Source organism: Ochrobactrum soli (assembly GCF_003664555.1).
GTDB classification, from domain to species: domain Bacteria; phylum Pseudomonadota; class Alphaproteobacteria; order Rhizobiales; family Rhizobiaceae; genus Brucella; species Brucella teleogrylli.
Genome location: NZ_RCHH01000014.1, coordinates 68,764 through 87,841 on the forward strand (window position 1 = coordinate 68,764; position 19,078 = coordinate 87,841).

Consider the following 19,078-nt stretch of genomic DNA (forward strand, 5'->3'; position numbering starts at 1 on the left):
CATGTTAGAAATTTCTGCACTGCGGTCGGGATTTGTCATGCCGTCACTCGTCCATCAGACCGGCGTAATAGACTTCAGAATAGCCGATGTGCTGGCGCAGGAGTTTGCGCACCGCTTCCACATCATTGGCTTCGATTGCATCGCGCAATCCCTTATGCTCGCTGAGCGAATGTTCGACATGCTGCGGCTGTTGGCTGAAACGCGTGCGGAGCGCGGCAAAGCGGCTATTAACCTTGCTGGTGAATGTTTCCTCCAGGAAAGGCGAACATGCACTTTCCACGAACAGAAGATGCAACCGCGTATCGAGCTTTTGATATTCATCAATTGCCCCGCGTTGGGCGCAATCGACCATCTCGTCATAAATCTCGCTGACGCTGCGCTGCAACACACGCAGGCTGCGCTGCATGGCAAGAGAAATTGCCTCAAGTTCCAGCGCCGTGCGCAGCTCGGACAGAGCCTGAAGCTCCTGCGGCGTCGGCTTGAAAACAAAAGTTCCAGACTGCGCCCGGATTTCAATCAGCCCTTCTGCTTCAAGGCGGATATAGGCCGAACGGATTGGTGCCTTCGTGACCTGATAAAGTTCCGACAACTGGCCTTCCGAAATCTTCTCGCCCAGCGCAAATTCGTTGTTGACGATATCGGCGCGCAGTCGTTCCAGCACGATCTCGGATACCGGTTTCGGTCGGACGATTTTTGCAATCGTTTTCTTGGATCTCATATCATCCTGCCCGCTTGCTACCCATGGCACCGGTCACAGTACCGGCCATGGCTTCAACTGCCTTTGCCGCAATCACAAGTGTCGTCGAGTTGGTATTGCCACTGATGATGTTCGGCATTGCGGAAGTATCGCCGATTCGCAAGCCCTCGACACCCATCACTTTGAGATCGCTGGTGACAACCGCATTCGGATCGTCCTCGCGCCCCATTCGCGCTGTACCGACCGGATGATAAACGGTTTTGACGAATGCCCTTACATGTTTGGCCAGCTCTTCATCCGTATCCTTGCCGGTGCCCGGAAAGATTTCGCGGTCGACCATATGCTTGAGCGGCGCCGAATTCAGCACTCTGCGCGCCTGACGCAAGCCCGCGATAGACAGGCGCAGATCTTCCGAATCGGACAGATAATTCGGGTTCACCAGGGGCTGTTCGTCAGCCCTTCCAGAATTCAGCCGTACCGTTCCCCTGGACGCCGGACGCAACACACAGGAATTGATGGTGACGCCATAGCTCGGCTTCAGATCGGTTGTGCCCCGGTCGAGATAAACCGACGGAATACAGAACTGCTGTATCTTCGCGTCGTTGGAGAAATCATCCGGGTCGAAGAACGAACCGGCTTCCACCCCGTTCGATGTGACCGGACCGCTTTTGAACAGAAGATATTGCAGGCCATTGCGGATCTGGTTCCAGCCTTTATCCTGCCCGAAATAGCCGTATTTGCCGTTGCAGAAGGCAAGCACCGGCACCTCGGTGTGATCCTGAAGGTTTTCGCCGACGCCTGCGCGATCCAGCACAACATCGATGCCGTGCGCCTTCAGATGCTGCTGCGGACCGATGCCCGACAGCATCAGGATTTTCGGCGTGGCGATGGCCCCGGCGCAAAGCACCACTTCCTTTTGCGCCTCGATCTCGGTTACGGCATTGCCACGCGAGAATATTACGCTCTTTGCACGTCCGTTTTCGATGCGCACGCGATGAACGAGGCTGCCGCTTGATATATCGATGAGCCCCGTTTTCGTCGCCGGATAGAGGAAAGCATCGGCTGCCGAACAGCGTCGACCATTATGCGTGTTGAGCTGGAAAAAACCCGCTCCGGTCTGCTGACCGCGATTGAAGTCAGCCTTGAAGGGCAGGCCTGTGGCCTGCGCTGCCTGCACATAAGCCCGCGACAACTCATTGACATGCAACGGGTCGGAGACTTTCATCGGTCCTTCGCTGCCATGCAGATCGTCGTTGAAACGGTTATTGCCTTCAATGGCGCGAAAAAGTGGCAGCAGTCGCTCGTAACGCCAGCTCTCGTCGCCGGTCGCCTCCACCCAGCGGTCGTAATCGGTGGACTGGCCACGGATATAAACCATCGCATTGACCGAAGACCCGCCGCCGATGACGCGGCCGGACGGAATGACCGGTGTGCGTCCATTGAGCTGTTCCTGTCGTACCGACTGGAAAAACCACATATAGCGCGCAGCATTCAGCAACTTCACATAACCTGCCGGCATCTGGATCAGCGGATTGCGATCCGATCCGCCCGCTTCGAGAACCAGAACACTTGCGCCCTGCTCGGCCATTTTAGCCGCGATATAGGAACCGGACGTGCCGCCACCGACGACGATATAATCATAAGCCTTGCGCGTCATTTGAACTGGTCTTCCTTTGCCGCATGAAACAGAAGCAGTTGCGACGGATCGATGGAAATCGTGATCGCCTCACCGCGTTCCACACGAATATCCGGCGCTGTAACGATGGATATGCGGGTCGCGCCGACATCGGCAAAGACAATGCTGTGATCCTGCAATTCCTCGGTAATGAAGGCTTTGGCTTTCAACTGGATCGGACCATGCGCGCCGAGTTTCAGGAAATGCGGTCGCACGGCGATCTGTCCCTGCGGCCCGACCTCTTGCAGACGCGGCAGCAGATGGTCCGGCAGATCGATATGATTGCCCTCCACATCCAGTGCACGGTTAGAGGCTGCCTTATAGGGGAGAAAATTGATCGGCGGCTCGCCGACAAATCCCGCCACAAAGGCATTTTTCGGGCGTTGATAAATCTCCGATGGGACGTCGAATTGCTGGATATTGCCGTTGCTCATCACCATGATGCGGTCGGCGAGCGCAAGAGCCTCTTCCTGATCATGGGTCACATAGATCATCGTATGGGCGAATTCCTGATGGATCGCCTTGATGAACCGCCGCATGCGATAACGCTGACGCGTATCGAGATGGCTGATAGGCTCGTCCAGCAAAAAGACCGACGGCTTTCTGACCAAGGCGCGCGCCAGTGAAACACGCTGCGCCTGCCCCGACGACAGACCGCCCGGACGCAACGAGAGCAAAGACTCCAGCTCCATCTTGGATGCGATGTCGCGCACACGCTTTTTTACCTCCGCATCGCTCATGCCGGATGCGCGCAGGGGAAAGGCGATGTTTTCGAAAACGGTAATCGGCGCATAGAGTGCGTAATTCTCAAAGCTCATGGCGACGTTGCGATCGCGAGCGCGCACATCGTTGACCTTTTTACCGTCGAAATAAATGGCGCCATCCGAGACAGTTTCAAGGCCAGCGATCATGCGCATGGTCGAGGACTTGCCGCAGCCGGAAGGCCCCAAAATAGCAACGAATTCACCGTCATTAATCTCAAAATTCAGCGGGTGCACGGCTTCCACGGTGCCGTATCGCTTGACGAGGTTTTCCGCTCTTATCGATGCCATGTGTCAGGCCCTTCCTTCCAGAGCCTTTTCGCCCTGGAACAACTGAAACTTGCCGGGATCGATTGCAACGCCGACCCTGTCACCAGCGCGCACAGAGGTCGTTGTCGGCAGCGATATCGACACCTGATCCCCACCCACATTGACGACGGCAATATTCGCATAACCAAGATGCTCGACGACGCTGACCTGCCCTGCAATCGTGCCGGACTTACCTGCTTCGCCAAGCGAAACCGCTTCCGCCCGGAAGCCGGCCTTGAGATCATCCAGCTTGCTGAAGCGGCTGAAATGTTCATCGGAGACAATCTTTTCACCGGCCAGGCTTGTCAGTCCGACGCTCTTGCCTTCGCCTGTCACACGCACGGAAACGAAACTCATTGGGGGATCGCCAATGAAGGAGGCAACAAAAGCGTTTTCGGGCCTGTGGTAAAGCTCCGCAGGGGTTCCAACCTGTTCCAGCTTGCCCAGATTGAGCACCGCGATGCGGTCGCCGAGCGCCAATGCCTCACGACTGGAGGTGGTGGTGAACACCACGGTCGCATTGAGGTCTTGCGCAAGCGCCTTGAGTTCAGCCCGCATCTGGTGACGCAGCTTTGCGTCAAGGTGGCCGATGGGTTCGTCCAGAAGATAAATGTCGGCCGGGCGGATGATAGCGCGTCCCAAAGCCACGCGCTGACGCTGCCCGCCAGACAGGAAGCCCGGACGGCGATCGAGCAGATGGCCGATGCCGAGCATCCCCGAGACCCGCTTGACCCTCTCTTCGACTTCCGCACGCGACATCTTGCGCGCCTTGAGCGGAAAGGCGAGGTTTTCGCCGACGCTCAGATGCGAATAAAGCGCGTAATTTTCAAACGCCATCGCAGCATCGCGCCGTTCGGGCGGCAGCGGCAACAGGGAAACGCCGTCGCGCTGAATATCGCCCGATGTCGGCCTGGTGATGCCGCCCAAAAGGTTGAGCATCGTTGACTTTCCGGCACCTGCTGGACCGTAGAGAACGAAGAAGCTACGCTTTTGAATATCCAGATTGATCTTGCGCAGCGCAACCGTTCGCAAGCCGTAACGTTTATGGACGTTGACAAAACTATACATGGTCAGTCCACCTCTTTCATGAGGGCGGCGATTTCAGCTTCGGCCAGCGCACGCTCCTTGCGGCAGCTTTGACGGGCGAAAATGAAGAAGCCAATGGCGAGTATGGCGGCGACGATATTCATGATCGTGACCGAAAACCCACGGTCAGGAAAATGTGCTTCAAGAAAGCAGAGCCAGAAGAAGACAACGCCGATGTAGATCATCACGGACTTGAAGCCCGCATCCCAGATTTGTGAGAAAGACATCGTTACCCCCTCACCGCGCCGAAAGTCAGTCCGCGGACCATATAGCGCTGCATCAAAAGGACGAAGAGAAGCATCGGCGCGACCGAGATCGTTGCCGCTGCTGCGACGGGACCCCAGAGAATGCCTTGCAGGGTGAAGAAGCTTTCAACGCCGACCGTCACCGTCGAGGCAAATTTGCGGGTGAGAATGTAGGCGAAGAGGAACTCGTTCCAGCAAAAAATCAGGGTGAAAACCGTGGTCACGGCAATGCCGGGTGCAGCCAGCGGTAACGTCACCTTGCGCAGTACTTTCATGCGACTGAGACCGTCCATACGCGCCGACTGTTCCAGTTCACGCGGAATGTCCTGAAAGAAGCTGACCAGAAGCCAGATGGCGAACGGCAGATTGAACATCACATAGGACACGATCAATGCGCCATGCTGGTCGAGCCCCAAATGCATGAACTTGCCAAATCCGGTGCGCCCGATATCGCGAAAGATCAGAAAATAAGGCAGGATCACCGCAATGGCTGGCATCATCTTGGTGGACAGGATGAAGAACAGCACATGACCATCGCCAACATTATAACGGGCGAAACTGTAAGCCGCGAGCGAGCCGACAACGATCACGATTGCAGTCGAGATCACCGAAATGATGAGCGTATTGCGCACATAGAAAAGGAACCCCTTGTCAAAGAGCGCATGCTGGTAGTTTTCCAGTGTCGGCGTGAAGAAAAACTGGGGTGGCGACACCATGATCGCCGATTCCGGCTTGAAGCTCGTCAGCAGCATCCAGAAAATCGGAAAGAAAAAGAACAGAAGTACGACAAGGATCGCCGCATAGCGCAGAATTTCTTTCAGTGGTGATGTCTTGTGTTGCAACATCTCATGCCTCCCCTGCACGATCGGTGAACTGCTTGAGCAAAGGCTTGAGCGCGAAGATTGACGCCACAAGCATCACGTAAAGGAAAAAGACAGCCATGGTCGAAGCATAGTCCATGCGGAAAAGCTTCAAGCCTGTGCGATAGAGATAGAAGGTCATGGTTTCCGTCGAGGTGCCAGGACCACCCTGCGTCAGCACCGCGACCGCATCATAGAGACGAACGCAATCAATGGTCCGCAGCACGAGAATCAGGAACAGAACCGGCTTGAGCAATGGAAAGGTCAACGTGCGCAGGACGCGCCATGTGGATGCGCCGTCCAGTTCGGCAGCCTCGAAAGGTTCCTTGGGCAGCGCCTGAAGCCCGGCCAGCACGATCAGGGCCACAAAGGGCGTCCACTGCCAGACGTCAAAAATAATGACGGACCAGAGCGCGATATTGAAATCGCCGAGCCAGTTGGGCTCCGGCAGACCGAAGGCGCCCAGCACCCAGTTTACGACGCCGAACTGCGTATCATAGAGGTAGCGCCAGAACAGCCCCGTCACGGCAGCCGAAGTCGCCAGAGGCAGGATCATGATCGATCGGATGAGGCCCTTGCCATAGCTCGCCCCGTGGATGAGAAACGCAATCGCTATGCCGAACGACATTTGCAGGCCGACCGATACGATGGTGAATTTCAGCGTTATCCAAGCCGCAGCCCAGAAGGCCTGGTCGGCAAATATCGTGCGGAAATTGTCGAGCCCGATATAGTCTCCCAGTTTACCACGCGAGAGGTCGGCAAAACGGAAAGATACGTCCACCGCATAATAAAGCGGCAACAGCGCGAAGATAATGATGACCAGCATCGCAGGAACGATAAGCAGGACCGAGAATGCGCGGTCGGACGCCACCTTTGCAGGTGGAGCATGATAACTGTTCATGACAGGAATCCGGTCTGTTTCTGAGTAGGGGTACCGGAGCGGCCTGCGGGTGCCGTCGGGCGGAAACCGCTCCGGGTGGATGTTGGGCATTTCAACCGGAAGGCTCAATGCTTCCAGAAACATGCCAGTTGATCCGCTGTCGGGATACCGTCCGACAACGATCTGGTTTACTTACCGATAGGGCAAGGACCGCCGCAGATTTTTTCAACTTCAGTCGCAAGGCTTTCAGCCGCCTGCCGTGCGGTCAACTGACCTGCCGCCGCTGACTGCAACGGAATTTGCATCGTGTTGTAGATCTTGGCGCTAAATGGAGAGGAGACGAGATTGGACGTGAAACCGTTCATGCTCTCGAAGACCTGGGCCAGCGTTGCATATTCGCCATTGGTCTTGCGCGCTTCCGGCGTCTGGAACTTCGGATCGGTCAGGATCGACATCAGTGTCGTCGCACCGCCATAGGATGCAAATTTCGCCTGCGCTTCCGGTCCTCCAATATGGGCAATGAACTTCATTGCCATATCCGGATTTGCCGAACTCGACGAAACTGCCAGAAGGAAGCCGCCGACATAAGACATTTTACCCGGTGCCTCCGCGACGGCCATTTTCGCTCCGGGCACGCTTTCCTCGGTTTTGACCGCATTTGGCCATTGGTCGAGGAAGAAGTCATGCGTCATCGCAATCTGGCCGTCGCGCATCTGGTTCATGACACCGTCATAGGTGACGGTCAAAGCCGCGGGAGGCGCGAATTTCAAAAGTTCGATATAATCGGACAGGACCTTCTCGACGTCATCGACAGGAACCTTGCCTTCACTGTTCAGCCAGTCGGACTTCATGTCCCACAAAGGCGCCGATAACTCGTCCTGAATGTCGGGAAAACGACCGGCCATCAGACCGACACCGTAGAAGTCTTTTCTCAGAGCTTCACCTTTCAGTTTTTCGCCCGCCTTGCGCGTGAAAAACTCGGCCATATCGCGATGCTGCTTCCAGTCGGCGGGCTTCGCCAGCTCATAACCATATTTGGCTTTAAAGGCGGCCTGCTCCGTTGGATCTTCCCAAAGATCGGCGCGATAGAAGAAGCCCGAGGAATAGGTATAATAAGGCAATCCCCACAGATCGTCCTTATAACGGATCGTCATATTGGCGAGAGTGGGGTGAATATCGTCGATGATGCTTTGCTTGTCTTTCAGAAAATCCGTCATCGGCAGAATGAAGCCGTTTTCTGCAAACTCCGCATATTCCGCGTTGTTGAGCGTCACGACATCATAAGCGCCGGTCTGCCCCACCATCTCGATAACCTGTTTGTTATAGAGCTGGGAATTGTCAATGTTGATGACATTGACCTTCGCGCATTCCTTTTCCTGAAAGTCATTGACGAGCTGCGCCATGGCGTCGGTGTAAAAGCCTGCAATCGTAGACCAGGTGATCTCGACGCGATCCGCGTCGGAACAGGCAGCAGAAGCCGGACTGGACAAGGCGACAAGACAGAGCGCGCTGGCGCCCAGAAGATAATTTCGCATGATTTCCTCCCATTTCCTAATTAGACATGTAACATGTCAGATTGAGAGTCAAGACGGTATTTTCGTGCTATTGCGGATTTGAAATCCTGCCCTGCATGGCGATCGCTGCAAGGTCAGGCGGCATGAAATCCCATGTTGCAGCTGGGGCCTGGCAGAACTGCCGCGCCTCCTCTGCCGAATGAGGTGCAATTTTGCCGTCGGGAGATTAGCCGGCAAATCGATAGTCACGTCGTTCTGCGCGCCGAAATTTGATCACCAACGGCGACTGGGTGCCGTTTCAAGGGCCTGTAAGTTGTCGACGGCACTTATGAAATGACAGACCGAAGACAGCATCGCCGCGTCGAGTCATTGACTTTTTTCAATTGTGACAGTTAAAAACGGGCAAAATTCCTTCAATGGGTCATCCACAAGCGGCTATTTCGACCGCTACATCGCGTTAGTAAACAAGAGTAAATCATGGCAAACGAAGATCTCGAAGCTCGGCACTTAGAGACCTTGGATCGAGATTTGGGCCGTTTCGCCAACCTCGAAACGGCAGCGAGTTACGTTTCACGTCCGCTCGTAGCGCCGGGCGTCGCACTGGTATTTATCATCCTTGCAGGGCTTGGCGCGGCCATGCTGCTCGGTCAGACCAGCCAGACGCTGATTGTCGTCGCCGCGGCCGTTTTTGGCGCCTATATGGCCCTGAACATCGGCGCTAATGATGTGGCCAACAATATGGGCCCTGCCGTCGGCGCCAATGCGTTGAGCATGGGCGGCGCGATTGCGATTGCCGCCGTGTTTGAAAGTGCGGGAGCGCTCATCGCGGGGGCTGACGTCGTGTCCACCGTGGCGACGGGCATCATAGCGCCAGATACGCTCGCCACGCCCATGATGTTCATCTGGGCAATGATGGCGGCTTTGCTTGCCTCTGCCCTCTGGGTTAACCTCGCGACATGGATCGGCGCGCCTGTCTCGACCACTCATGCGGTTGTCGGCGGGGTCGTCGGAGCGGGTGTCGTCGCGGCAGGCCTCGGCGCAGTCAATTGGTCCCAGATGTCGGCCATCGCGGCAAGCTGGGTTATTTCGCCCGTGTTGGGCGCTATCATAGCGGCTGGTTTTATTTGGCTGATCAAGGCCCGTATCGTCTATCGCGCGGATAAAATTGCTGCGGCTCGCGTCTGGGTGCCCATCCTTGTGGGGCTCATGGCAGGGACCTTTGCAACCTATCTGATCATGAAAGGACTGAAGCAGCTGATCGACGTGTCGATCGGGGTAGCCTTGATTATCGGATTGGCATTTGGCATCGGAAGCTGGATTGCCTTGATCCCGGTCATTCGCCGCCAGTCCCGGGGCCTCGAAAACCGTAACAAGTCGCTTAAAGTCCTGTTTAGCATTCCGTTGGTCGTGTCGGCTGCTTTGCTCAGCTTTGCCCACGGCGCGAATGATGTCGCCAATGCTGTCGGGCCACTCGCGGCAATTGTCCAGACATCACAGACTGGCACGCTAACTGACGGCGTTGTAATACCACTCTGGGTCATGCTGATTGGAGCCTGCGGCATTTCCTTCGGCTTGTGCTTGTTTGGTCCCAAACTCATTCGCATGGTTGGCAATCAGATCACAAAGCTGAACCCGATGAGGGCCTATTGCGTCTCACTCTCAGCCGCAATCACGGTCATTCTGGCCAGCTGGCTGGGGTTGCCCGTCAGCTCGACCCACATTGCCATCGGTGCGATCTTTGGGGTCGGCTTTTTCCGCGAATGGGACACAGAACGGCGGTTGAAGAAAGCACGCCAGGCTCTACCACTGAATTCTGTTCCCGTAGAAGAGCGTCGCCGTCGCAAGCTGGTTCGCCGTTCGCATGCACTGACCATTGCTGCCGCCTGGGTAGTGACTGTCCCCGCCGCCGCGATCCTCTCCGCCATCCTGTTTGCGCTGCTGAACCAAATCTCCGCTGGAGTCTCCTGACCAGACCAAAAAACTCCGTCTCCTTGACCCGCCGAGGACAGTAATCGCCGCTTAGCTCCAACACATGGAACCTCAGCTGGTCTGGCCGGTTATCCTTGATGCGTGCGAGGAGGAGAGTGGCAATTGAGCGATTTCGATCTTTACTACTGGCCAGTACCATTCCGCGGCCAGTTCATTCGAGGAATTCTGGCTTATGCTGAATGTTCCTGGGATGAACATGATTTCGGCCAGATTGAAGAAGTCATGCGCCTTGATGTCGAGGAGCAGCCGATCGCATTTATGGGCCCACCGGTGCTGATTGATCGTCCGCGCAATTTTGCGGTGTCACAAATGCCCGCGATCGCCATGTACCTCGGAGAAAGGCTGGAACTCCTGCCAACAACAATCGAAAAACGAGCACTGACAGCCAAGATTGTAAACGATGCCAACGACGTCATCGATGAACTGACGCTCGACGGCGGGCGTGAAATGTGGACGCGTGAAAAATGGACCGAATTCGTTCCCCGACTACGCCAATGGCTCCGCATTTTTCAAGATACTGGCAAGCGAAACGGGCTTAAAGTCGATACAGGATTTATGCTTGGAACTGAAAAGCCCGGCATCGCCGACATAGTGACTTCTATCGTTTGGTCTACGATGGCCGACAGGTTCGCTATAATTGAGTCCATAATCAAAGATTCCTCACCGATGATATGGGGTCTTTCCAAGCGGATGCAGGAGATACCGTCGCTGGCTGCGCTGGATACCAAAAGCTTCAATGATTATGGCGATGCCTATTGCGGCGGAGAAATCGAGAAGTCGCTTCGGAAAGTCGCGACCTAGAGCGGTTCCGGTTCAAACGGAATCGGGGAACCACTCTATCTATTTGTTTTTACGCATTATCCCACATGCAGGCCCGGTGCTTCCTGTCCTGTGCTTTCGACATATTCGGTATAGCCGCCACCATATTGCTGAATGCCATCCGGTGTGAGTTCCAGCACGCGATTGGAAAGCGCCGCCAGAAAACGACGATCATGCGATACGAAAAGCATCGTGCCTTCATAAGATGAAAGCGCTTTGATAAGCATTTCCTTGGTGTCGAGATCCAGATGGTTCGTCGGCTCATCGAGTACGAGGAAGTTCGGCGGATCGAACAGCATCGCGGCCATGACCAGCCGCGCTTTTTCACCACCGGACAGCACCCGGCATTTCTTCTCAATATCATCCCCGGAGAAGCCGAAGCAGCCAGCTAGCGCGCGCAACGGAGCCTGCCCTGCCTTTGGAAAACGCTGCTCCAGCCATTCGAGAATAGTGCTGTCGCCGTCCAGAATATCCATCGCGTGCTGCGCAAAATAGCCAAGTTTTACGCTGGCGCCGAGATTCACAATGCCCTGATCTGGTTCCGCTGCACCTGCGACAAGCTTCAGCAGCGTCGATTTACCGGCGCCATTGACGCCCATGATGCACCAACGCTCACGGCGGCGAACCATGAAATCCAGCCCATCATAGATCGTGCGACTGCCGTACGTTTTGTTAACGCCCTTGAGACTGACCACGTCTTCTCCCGAACGCGGAGCGGGCGCGAATTCGAAAGCAACCGTCTGGCGCCGACGCGGTGGCTCCACGCGATCAATTTTTTCAAGCTTCTTCACACGACTCTGCACCTGCGATGCATGAGAGGCGCGCGCCTTGAAACGTTCAATGAACTTGATTTCTTTGGCCAGCATTGCTTGCTGACGCTCGAACTGGGCCTGTTGCTGCTTTTCGTTCAGCGCACGCTGGCCTTCATAAAAGGCATAATCACCCGAATAGGAATTAAGCGAGCCGCCATCGATTTCAATAATCTTGGTGACGATGCGGTTCATGAATTCGCGATCATGCGATGTCATCAACAGCGCGCCATCGTAGTTCTTGAGAAAAGCTTCGAGCCAGATCAGGCTTTCAAGATCAAGATGGTTGCTTGGTTCGTCGAGCAGCATAACATCGGGCCGCATCAGCAAAATACGGGCAAGCGCCACGCGCATTTTCCAGCCGCCGGACAATTTGCCGACATCGCCGTCCATCATTTCCTGACTGAAACTCAACCCAGCCAGAACTTCACGCGCACGGCCGTCCAACCCGTAGCCATCGAGTTCCTCATAGCGGGCCTGAACCTCGCCATAGCGCTCGATGATCGCATCCATCTCATCGAGCCGATCGGGATCGCACATGGCCGCTTCCAGTTCGCGCAGTTCCCCCGCAACGATGCTGACCGGCCCGGCGCCGTCCATGACTTCAGCGACAGCCGAACGTCCGCCCATTTCGCCGACATTCTGGTTAAAATAACCAATCGTCACGCCTTTTTCGACCGTGACCTGACCTTCATCCGGCAGTTCTTCACCGGTGATCATGCGGAAAAGCGTTGTCTTGCCAGCGCCATTTGGTCCGACAAGACCGATCTTTTCACCACGGTTCAATGCGGCGGAGGTTTCGATAAACAGAATGCGATGGCTATTCGACTTGCTGATATTGTCGATACGGATCATGAGTGTGGGAGGCCTTGTGATAACTTGGCCTTCCTATGGCATGCCTTGCTCGCGCTGTCACGGGGCACGGCGCAACCCGCGTCGCTAATTTTTCTCTTGAAACAGGAACGGGCAAATTGGCCATTGTTCGACGGGCAAGGCGGAAGCAACGCCGAACTACGCCGCTCGATCCCTTTCAACGCGATTTCGTCCGTGTTGCTTGGCACGATAGAGATAGCTGTCGGCGCGGGCGATTGCCGATTTAAACGGCTCGCCCTGTTCCAGCACTGTTACGCCAAAGCTCACGGTCAGCTGCAGATCGGCAGATATATGGCGCCATCGTCTGGCTGCAAATGTCTGGCGCAAATCCTCGGCCAGAGTGGTTGCAACCGCCGCAGAAGTTCCGGGCAGAAGTGCAACAAATTCCTCACCCCCCAAGCGCGCCACGCAGCTTCCCGGGCCAGCCCGTTCCTGTAACAATTGAGCAAAATCAGTCAAAACCATATCGCCGGCATGATGGCCAAACCGATCATTCACCGTTTTGAAGTGATCAATATCCGCAAGAATGATTGTCGTTGGCTCAACCGACCCATTGGCCAGCTGAAACGAGCGCAGGAACGCCTGCAGACCTCTGCGGTTTGGAACACGTGTGAGCGAGTCCGTGTGAGCCATATCGCGATAGCCGTTGATCAGATCGATACTCACCGCAAGGACAATCGAAAACGTTAAGATAACGCCGCCGAAAAGTCCCGTATATTGCAGCATGACGCCCCAGAACGAACGGCTCCAAAAGCCGACCTCAGGCGCGACGTCGCTCAAAAACAGATAGACGACACTCTGAACCAGAAGAAACGCGAAGATGACAATAAAGGTCACAAAAATTACATTGTCGGAAGAGGATTTCTTCTTTGCTCTCACCTGCCAGAGAGACGCCAATATCAGCGATGCGCTGCCACTGAGTATCGACAGCGTCTCAAGCCTGACGCTTTGAAAAAGCGCCAGCGATAGTGCAGCTGCGCCAAGGAAGACCATGACAAGAGCGATTTCCAAAACCGGCTTCTTTGGCATTTTGAAATGGTAAACCAGCGCGCGGCAGCATACGGCCACACCTGCCAGAATAAGCAAGTCCTCTCCCAAAGGTTTAACCGCCGAGAATGTGGCCGTGCGAAAGAGCATCAGGCCATAGCCAGCTCCAAGCAGGCATAATCCGCGACCCCATAGAATTGTTGGAAAACCGAACCGGGCAGCAACAATCAGGCCAAAACCGCAAACAAGGATCAATAGTGGAACGGACCATTCCAAAGCGGAATTGATCATACGGCGGCCTTTACAATCATTTAGTTGAATACAGACTTAACTGATGTCAGAAGGCCGAGTATGCCACGCAAAAACGTGGATTGCTTACGCCGTCCTGTCTGCTGATCGACTAACACTTAAGGGCGCATTCAACAACCCACGGTTTACTTAAAATCAATCAAAACAATGTGTTAATCATACATGATTGGTGAGAACAGTGACTACCTTATCTATAACGACCTGCTATTAGGGCGCACCTTTCCCAACGACGGTTGATATCCCATTCGTTGGCTTAGGGCTGCCATTCTGGCTGAGTGAATTCCTGCCTACCTGCAGAGGATCGAGCTACTGACAATAGGATGGCTTCTTGCCGCTTACCATGCCGCAACCGCGCTTGATTTCATCCCTGATCAAGTCGCATGAATTTCCCGAATTGCATGGCGGGTTGGTGGCGGGCGAAATTTCCTTGCATTGGTTGACGAGAATATTGGCCGCTTTCGCACCAATCTCCTGTCTGCAATCCATGGCTGCATCGGAATCGTCCTGCTGTCCGATTTTTTTCAGCCAACCCAGCTGTTGGCTCAAGAGACCTATTCTTTGACGCGTCAGAACTTCCTTGCAATCCGCTTCAGACACCATGATCGCGTAGTTTACTTGCTGATAGCGGCATTCACTGTCGCGGTACTTGATCCAGTTGCGCTGGCTTTCCTTGAGCTGCGCTTGACTTCCATCCGGCAAGGCATTGATGACCTGACCATAAAGGTCATTCAACCGGCGATCCGCCGTCTTCAAATCGGCATATGCCAGAGAAGACTGAAGCACAGCAAACACAACCAAACCGAACATCATCAATCGCTGCATCATCGCACTCCTCTATCGCCTAAAATCTGTACGGGCACCGGCGGACCGAGCGTACTCGATCCGCCGTTACTGGTCTACTTGGTTGTATAACCGCCATTGACGAGAATTGTCTGCCCCGTCATCCACCAGCCTTCCGAGACCAGCAAACGGATCCACGGAACAATATCGCCAATATCCGTGAGGCCTGTCTTCGAGAAGCTGGAAAGTGCTGCGGCTGTCTTATGATAGGCCACCGCGTCCGCACCTTCCGCGGGGTAGAAGAACGGCGTATCCATGGGACCGGGTCCGATAGCGGTCACTGAAATCCCGCGCTCACCGAACTCCTTGGAAGCGGCGCGCGTGAAATGTTCGACGGGAGCCTTCGTACCGGCATAGCTCGAATAAAACGGCGTATAAGCGCCGAGCAGCGAAGTGACCAGCGTGCAGATTTTGCCGTTATCGTTCAGTTGCTTGCCTGCTTCCTTGATGAAGAAGAACGCGGCTTTCGCATTGACTGCGGACATCTCGTCATATTCAGCCTCGGAGATCTCGGTCATTGGCTTCTTCAACACCTTGCCGACGGTATTGATGGCAATATCCGGCTTGCCAAGGGCTGCAATCGCGTCAGCGAAAAGCTTCTCCGTCGCGCCAGCCGTGATCAGATTGGCCTGAAATGCAACGGCTTCCGCACCTGCCGCCTTGACAGCGGCAACGGTGGCATCGGCATCCGCTTTGCTTGCAGCGCTGTTATAGTGGATCGCGATTGCCTTGGCACCATGAGAGGCGAGATCACGCGCGATAAGCCCACCCAGATTTTTCGCACCGCCAGCAATAATGACGGTTTTGCCTTTGATGGAGTGATCGGTCATGGAAAGGGCCTCCTTTGAAAATTACCGAATTCATCAGCTATCCCTCCAGGAAGGGGCTGATACTCGCTATATGAGCATGCATATCTGAGTTATCGCTACTAAATCAGATGCTGTTATTCGTTTCTGATTGAATTCAGATATGACAGTCGTTTTCGAACAATGGCGGCTCTTTGGAACGCGGCAGGTTAAGAGACAACCTGCCTGCGCAGTTATATTTCGCCACGCCGTATCTTTGTGGGCGTCGTATGCAAGCGTTCCCTTATCAGGGAAGTCATATGGCTTTGGCTTCCAAACCCGCAAATCCGCCAGATTTCGGCAAGCGGCAGATCGTCGGCGCGAATGAGAAGTTCTGCGCGCTCGACACGCAGATCAATGAGATACTGATGCGGGCTTTTGCCGGTAGTTTGACGAAAGGCGCGGGAAAAATGGCTGACGGATAAGCGCGCCAAACTCGCAAGGGTTTCGATAGGAATGGTATCTGCAAGATGCGAGCGCATATAATCGTCCACCGTGCGCCAGGCCCTTGCCGAGAAACCACCTGCGAGACCGTTATATGTAGTTTTCCTAATGGAAGAATGATTTCGCAGGAGATGCAGCCATAACGCGACATTCAGGGAATCCAGATACAGCAAATTGGAGCTGTCGTTTCCGCGTAAAATCTCCTCCCGCATGAGCCGCGCAAGCGCCAATGCGGTCTTATCTATCCGCCCAGGGCTCAACGGCCTTAACTCAAACTCATCCGTCTCAAATTCTACACCGGCCAGATTGCGCAACCGATCGCTTCCGAAACAGGACAGGATGTTTTCCTTTGGCGTGCGCCAGCGCGCGAAGAGATCAGCCTGATCCGGAATCAGCTCCAGCGATCCAACCGGGACATTCGCAGTGGTGCTTCGGTCGGAGCCTATTCTCGCCTCCCGTTTTATCTGCGGCGTGAGCAGGATAAGCGCGAAGGGATCTGGGGCCACAATCTGGATTTGATTTGGCCCGGTCCGGGTAAGGGTGACCGCGCTCTTATCGGTCTTGTGCAGCTTACCCCATTCTTCGGGAATACTGTCGAGCCACTTCATCCGACCGCCGAGCTCAAAACCGTACTAAACCGTTCGTTTTGCGCAACAAAGGGGCGACCGCTGCCAGTTAACTGGGGGCGAACTGACAGCGGTCTGTCACAGTGCCTGCGTTGGAGAGTGCGGACAGCCAACGAGGATCTGTGGACTTCTATTCTGTCGAGAGAGGGCTGTGTTCGAGCAGAGGGATATTCGCGCCGAAAAATGCCGCCTTGCAATTTTAGTCGCCAAGCGGCACGTCTGAGATTCATCCGCAGTTCGCCGATTATTAAATATAAGCTTCTCAAACTGGCCGCTGACAACCAGTATATCCGATCAACCATGCGCACCCCTTAAACGCATTATTTAACCCCCTCGTATTGACCAACGCTCGATCAGAGTATGCTACTTTTAGTATTTCTTATATAAGCAACATGATTTGGGGAGGTTACGTAACCGTCACATCCAACGCGAAACGTCAGACGGGGTTGATATCGGACGGAATGTTACGGAAAAACTTTGGTATATAGCTTCCCTTTGGGATCGCGATATGAATGGGTTCCAGCTTTCCCTTCCCGTTATTGTAGGCGTCCAATGATTGCCGGAGCCTCTTGGCACTTGTTCGGACGAGTGAATCGCCTGCGAAATCGTGCCCGCTTTTCCGGTCAAATACATCCAGGGCGATTGTATATTCTTTTATTCTGTCCGCCCTTCCTGAAAGGGTTTCTTCGACAATATAGATAAGAAATTTCCGCGCACGCGGCGATCTGGAGAATTCGGCTGCGCTTGTCAATTTGGCAAGACATTCACGTATAGCTTCATCCATATCCGGAAATTCAGTCGGTTCCACTTCCCGCTGTTTTACGCCATTCATCGAAATAGTGGACGTCTTCGAAAAATCGGCAGACGTGCTGGAAGAATGCTGTATTTCCGCTCCGCTGTGCGGCACAGAGGCTTCGACCGTAACGGGCGACTGATCCAACGCACGCGATTTCGATACGGGAAGCGTATCGGGAACTCGGCTTATCCTATCTCGATAGGCCGCAATGATATCCAAATTTATTGTGAAAAGCACTGACAGCGCGAGTATAAGACCGCCGAAAAGACCTGTATATTGCAGAAAGACACCCCATATGGAATTACTCCATAGACCAACTGTGGGACCGACGTCTTGAACAAAGATATATGCCGCCGCTTGCACCAACAAACAAAAAAGTGCAAAAGAAAAAAATAGTATTAATATCCATTCACTAGCGGTTCGCGTTCCAAATTTTACGCGCGATAAATATGAAAGCAAAAGAACAGCGCATCCGGTTAGAACAGATAGACTTTCCAGTCTAATGTTTTGAAAATAGAACAATGAAAAAGCAGCCGCTGCTAAAGCGAGCAAAACGATCAGCGCATCAAAAATCGGTAGCACCCGAAGCTTAAACTTGCTCGCAAACGCATGGCAGCAAATCGCAATCCCCGATAGTATCAGGAGATCTTCACCAAGCGGTTTAATAGCGGAAAAGCTTTCAGTACGAATAAGCATCAACGAATAACCGACGCCTAAAAGACACAAACCCACGCCCCATTTTATGGTCGTCGCGTTCATCTTTGCCGCGACGATAAGTGCGATCCCGCAAAGGAAAAGCAATATCGGAACGGACCACTCCAGGGCAGCAGTTAACATAGTTCAGGGCCTTTTCTTTAAACCGCGATAGCGAGGGCAATAAAGGGGGAAACCCGCGCTATGCAATTTGGAGGGTTGATAGCCGCTCCTTTTAAAAATCGACTAACACCAAGTCTTTGGCCCTACAATAAATTTAATCGCTTATGCATTTCAAATGAGTATTTATTTCGTACATTTTCAGTGAACGCGCATATAACGGGGGACACTAAAAAGAATTCAGTATCCCCCTCGCGAGAACGGCACGAAAGCTTTCGATTGTTGATCCAGCCGTCCGTTTAGTTGTCGGTATCCGGATTATCGACTTCGCATCCCACGCCATGGCAACCGGTATAATTGCCTTGTGTATCGAAGTTCGGATTGCCGTCCCTATCGAACTGAGGCCGTGTATCTATCTGGCTTTCTTCACGGCGGCGGCGCTCCCGCTTGCGTTCACGATCACGCTCTTCCTGTGCCTGAATGCGATCCTGAGCGCGCTGCTCATCTTGTTCATGAAGCGCACTTTGTTGCATCATGCAGTTCGCGAAGGCATCGGTGCCCGGGCGAAAGCCGAAGGACGAACATTTGTCTTGGAAGACTTCATCTGCAGTGACACAGCCAGTGATTACCAAAGGCACAGCTGCAAGTATGAGGTACTTTAACTTCAATCGTGGCATTCGATACTCCTCATATGGGGGAACAGATGGCCGCGCGCGAGGCTATGCTGGATCAAGCCCGTCTCGAAAGAACACGGCACCAGAGCAACATTTAAACTTGGAAACACGACGACGACTGCATTTTTAGAGGTCTTTGTTAGCTGACTTCCTGTAGTTCGCGATCTGCAATGTCATCCTGACTTTTAGAAAAGGGCGACCACGTCATTTCGTGGCAGCGACGCATC

At 54.1% G+C, this 19,078-nt stretch carries 17 protein-coding genes; 2 read left to right on the forward strand and 15 right to left on the reverse strand.

All coding sequences use genetic code 11. From position 1 onward, the window contains the following. Window positions 1-43 precede the first annotated feature (43 nt). From D8666_RS19085 to D8666_RS19120, 8 genes are all read right to left on the reverse strand, one after another. A complete protein-coding gene (locus D8666_RS19085; RefSeq protein ID WP_109365621.1) occupies window positions 44-718 on the reverse strand; it encodes a GntR family transcriptional regulator in 675 nt (224 codons plus the stop codon). A gap of 1 nt (window position 719) precedes the next feature. Then, window positions 720-2,354, reverse strand: a complete 1,635-nt coding sequence (locus D8666_RS19090) for a GMC family oxidoreductase (protein WP_121539055.1) — start codon at window positions 2,352-2,354, stop codon at window positions 720-722. After that, a complete protein-coding gene (locus tag D8666_RS19095; protein ID WP_109365619.1) occupies window positions 2,351-3,424 on the reverse strand; it encodes an ABC transporter ATP-binding protein in 1,074 nt (357 codons plus the stop codon). Before D8666_RS19095 ends, D8666_RS19090 begins: the two co-directional genes overlap by 4 nt. A gap of 3 nt (window positions 3,425-3,427) precedes the next feature. Then, a complete protein-coding gene (locus D8666_RS19100) occupies window positions 3,428-4,510 on the reverse strand; it encodes an ABC transporter ATP-binding protein (protein ID WP_121539056.1) in 1,083 nt (360 codons plus the stop codon). 2 nt (window positions 4,511-4,512) lie between these two features. Continuing rightward, window positions 4,513-4,755 carry a hypothetical protein gene (locus tag D8666_RS19105; protein ID WP_109365617.1) on the reverse strand — a complete coding sequence of 81 codons (243 nt, stop codon included), beginning with the start codon at window positions 4,753-4,755 and terminating at the stop codon, window positions 4,513-4,515. Between the two features lie 2 nt (window positions 4,756-4,757). Continuing rightward, window positions 4,758-5,618, reverse strand: coding sequence for a carbohydrate ABC transporter permease (locus D8666_RS19110; RefSeq protein ID WP_121539057.1), 861 nt, complete (start codon window positions 5,616-5,618; stop codon window positions 4,758-4,760). Between the two features lies 1 nt (window position 5,619). Continuing rightward, window positions 5,620-6,534: a carbohydrate ABC transporter permease gene (locus D8666_RS19115; RefSeq protein ID WP_121539058.1), complete on the reverse strand. Its 915-nt coding sequence runs from the start codon at window positions 6,532-6,534 to the stop codon at window positions 5,620-5,622. Window positions 6,535-6,701: 167 nt separating this feature from the next. Then, entirely contained in the window at window positions 6,702-8,048 is a 1,347-nt protein-coding gene (locus D8666_RS19120; protein WP_121539059.1) for an ABC transporter substrate-binding protein, read from the reverse strand. A 456-nt stretch (window positions 8,049-8,504) separates the two neighbouring features. Between D8666_RS19120 and D8666_RS19125 the strand changes: the two genes are divergently transcribed. Further along, entirely contained in the window at window positions 8,505-9,995 is a 1,491-nt protein-coding gene (locus D8666_RS19125; protein WP_121539060.1) for an inorganic phosphate transporter, read from the forward strand. Window positions 9,996-10,118: 123 nt separating this feature from the next. Further along, complete coding sequence (gene gst / locus D8666_RS19130; RefSeq protein WP_121539061.1) at window positions 10,119-10,817, forward strand: glutathione transferase, Atu5508 family; 699 nt, start codon at window positions 10,119-10,121, stop codon at window positions 10,815-10,817. A 56-nt stretch (window positions 10,818-10,873) separates the two neighbouring features. On the opposite strand, the gene D8666_RS19135 is transcribed toward gst, so the two are convergent. The 7 genes from D8666_RS19135 to D8666_RS19165 all read right to left on the reverse strand — a co-directional run bounded on the left by D8666_RS19135 (window position 10,874) and on the right by D8666_RS19165 (window position 18,854). Then, on the reverse strand, window positions 10,874-12,499 hold the full coding sequence (locus D8666_RS19135) for an ABC-F family ATP-binding cassette domain-containing protein (protein WP_121539062.1): 1,626 nt from the start codon (window positions 12,497-12,499) through the stop codon (window positions 10,874-10,876). 156 nt (window positions 12,500-12,655) lie between these two features. Beyond that, a complete protein-coding gene (locus D8666_RS19140) occupies window positions 12,656-13,603 on the reverse strand; it encodes a GGDEF domain-containing protein (protein WP_235859014.1) in 948 nt (315 codons plus the stop codon). 516 nt (window positions 13,604-14,119) lie between these two features. Beyond that, a complete protein-coding gene (locus tag D8666_RS19145; protein ID WP_121539064.1) occupies window positions 14,120-14,638 on the reverse strand; it encodes a lysozyme inhibitor LprI family protein in 519 nt (172 codons plus the stop codon). Window positions 14,639-14,709: 71 nt separating this feature from the next. Further along, window positions 14,710-15,483, reverse strand: a complete 774-nt coding sequence (locus D8666_RS19150) for an SDR family oxidoreductase (RefSeq protein WP_109365609.1) — start codon at window positions 15,481-15,483, stop codon at window positions 14,710-14,712. Window positions 15,484-15,692: 209 nt separating this feature from the next. Then, complete coding sequence (locus tag D8666_RS19155; protein ID WP_121539065.1) at window positions 15,693-16,550, reverse strand: helix-turn-helix domain-containing protein; 858 nt, start codon at window positions 16,548-16,550, stop codon at window positions 15,693-15,695. Window positions 16,551-17,004: 454 nt separating this feature from the next. Continuing rightward, the gene (locus D8666_RS19160) at window positions 17,005-18,123 is read right to left on the reverse strand and encodes a hypothetical protein (protein ID WP_147438013.1); all 1,119 of its coding nucleotides are present in this window, start codon (window positions 18,121-18,123) and stop codon (window positions 17,005-17,007) included. A 353-nt stretch (window positions 18,124-18,476) separates the two neighbouring features. Continuing rightward, the gene (locus tag D8666_RS19165) at window positions 18,477-18,854 is read right to left on the reverse strand and encodes a hypothetical protein (RefSeq protein WP_109365606.1); all 378 of its coding nucleotides are present in this window, start codon (window positions 18,852-18,854) and stop codon (window positions 18,477-18,479) included. Between the last annotated feature and the right edge of the window lie 224 nt (window positions 18,855-19,078).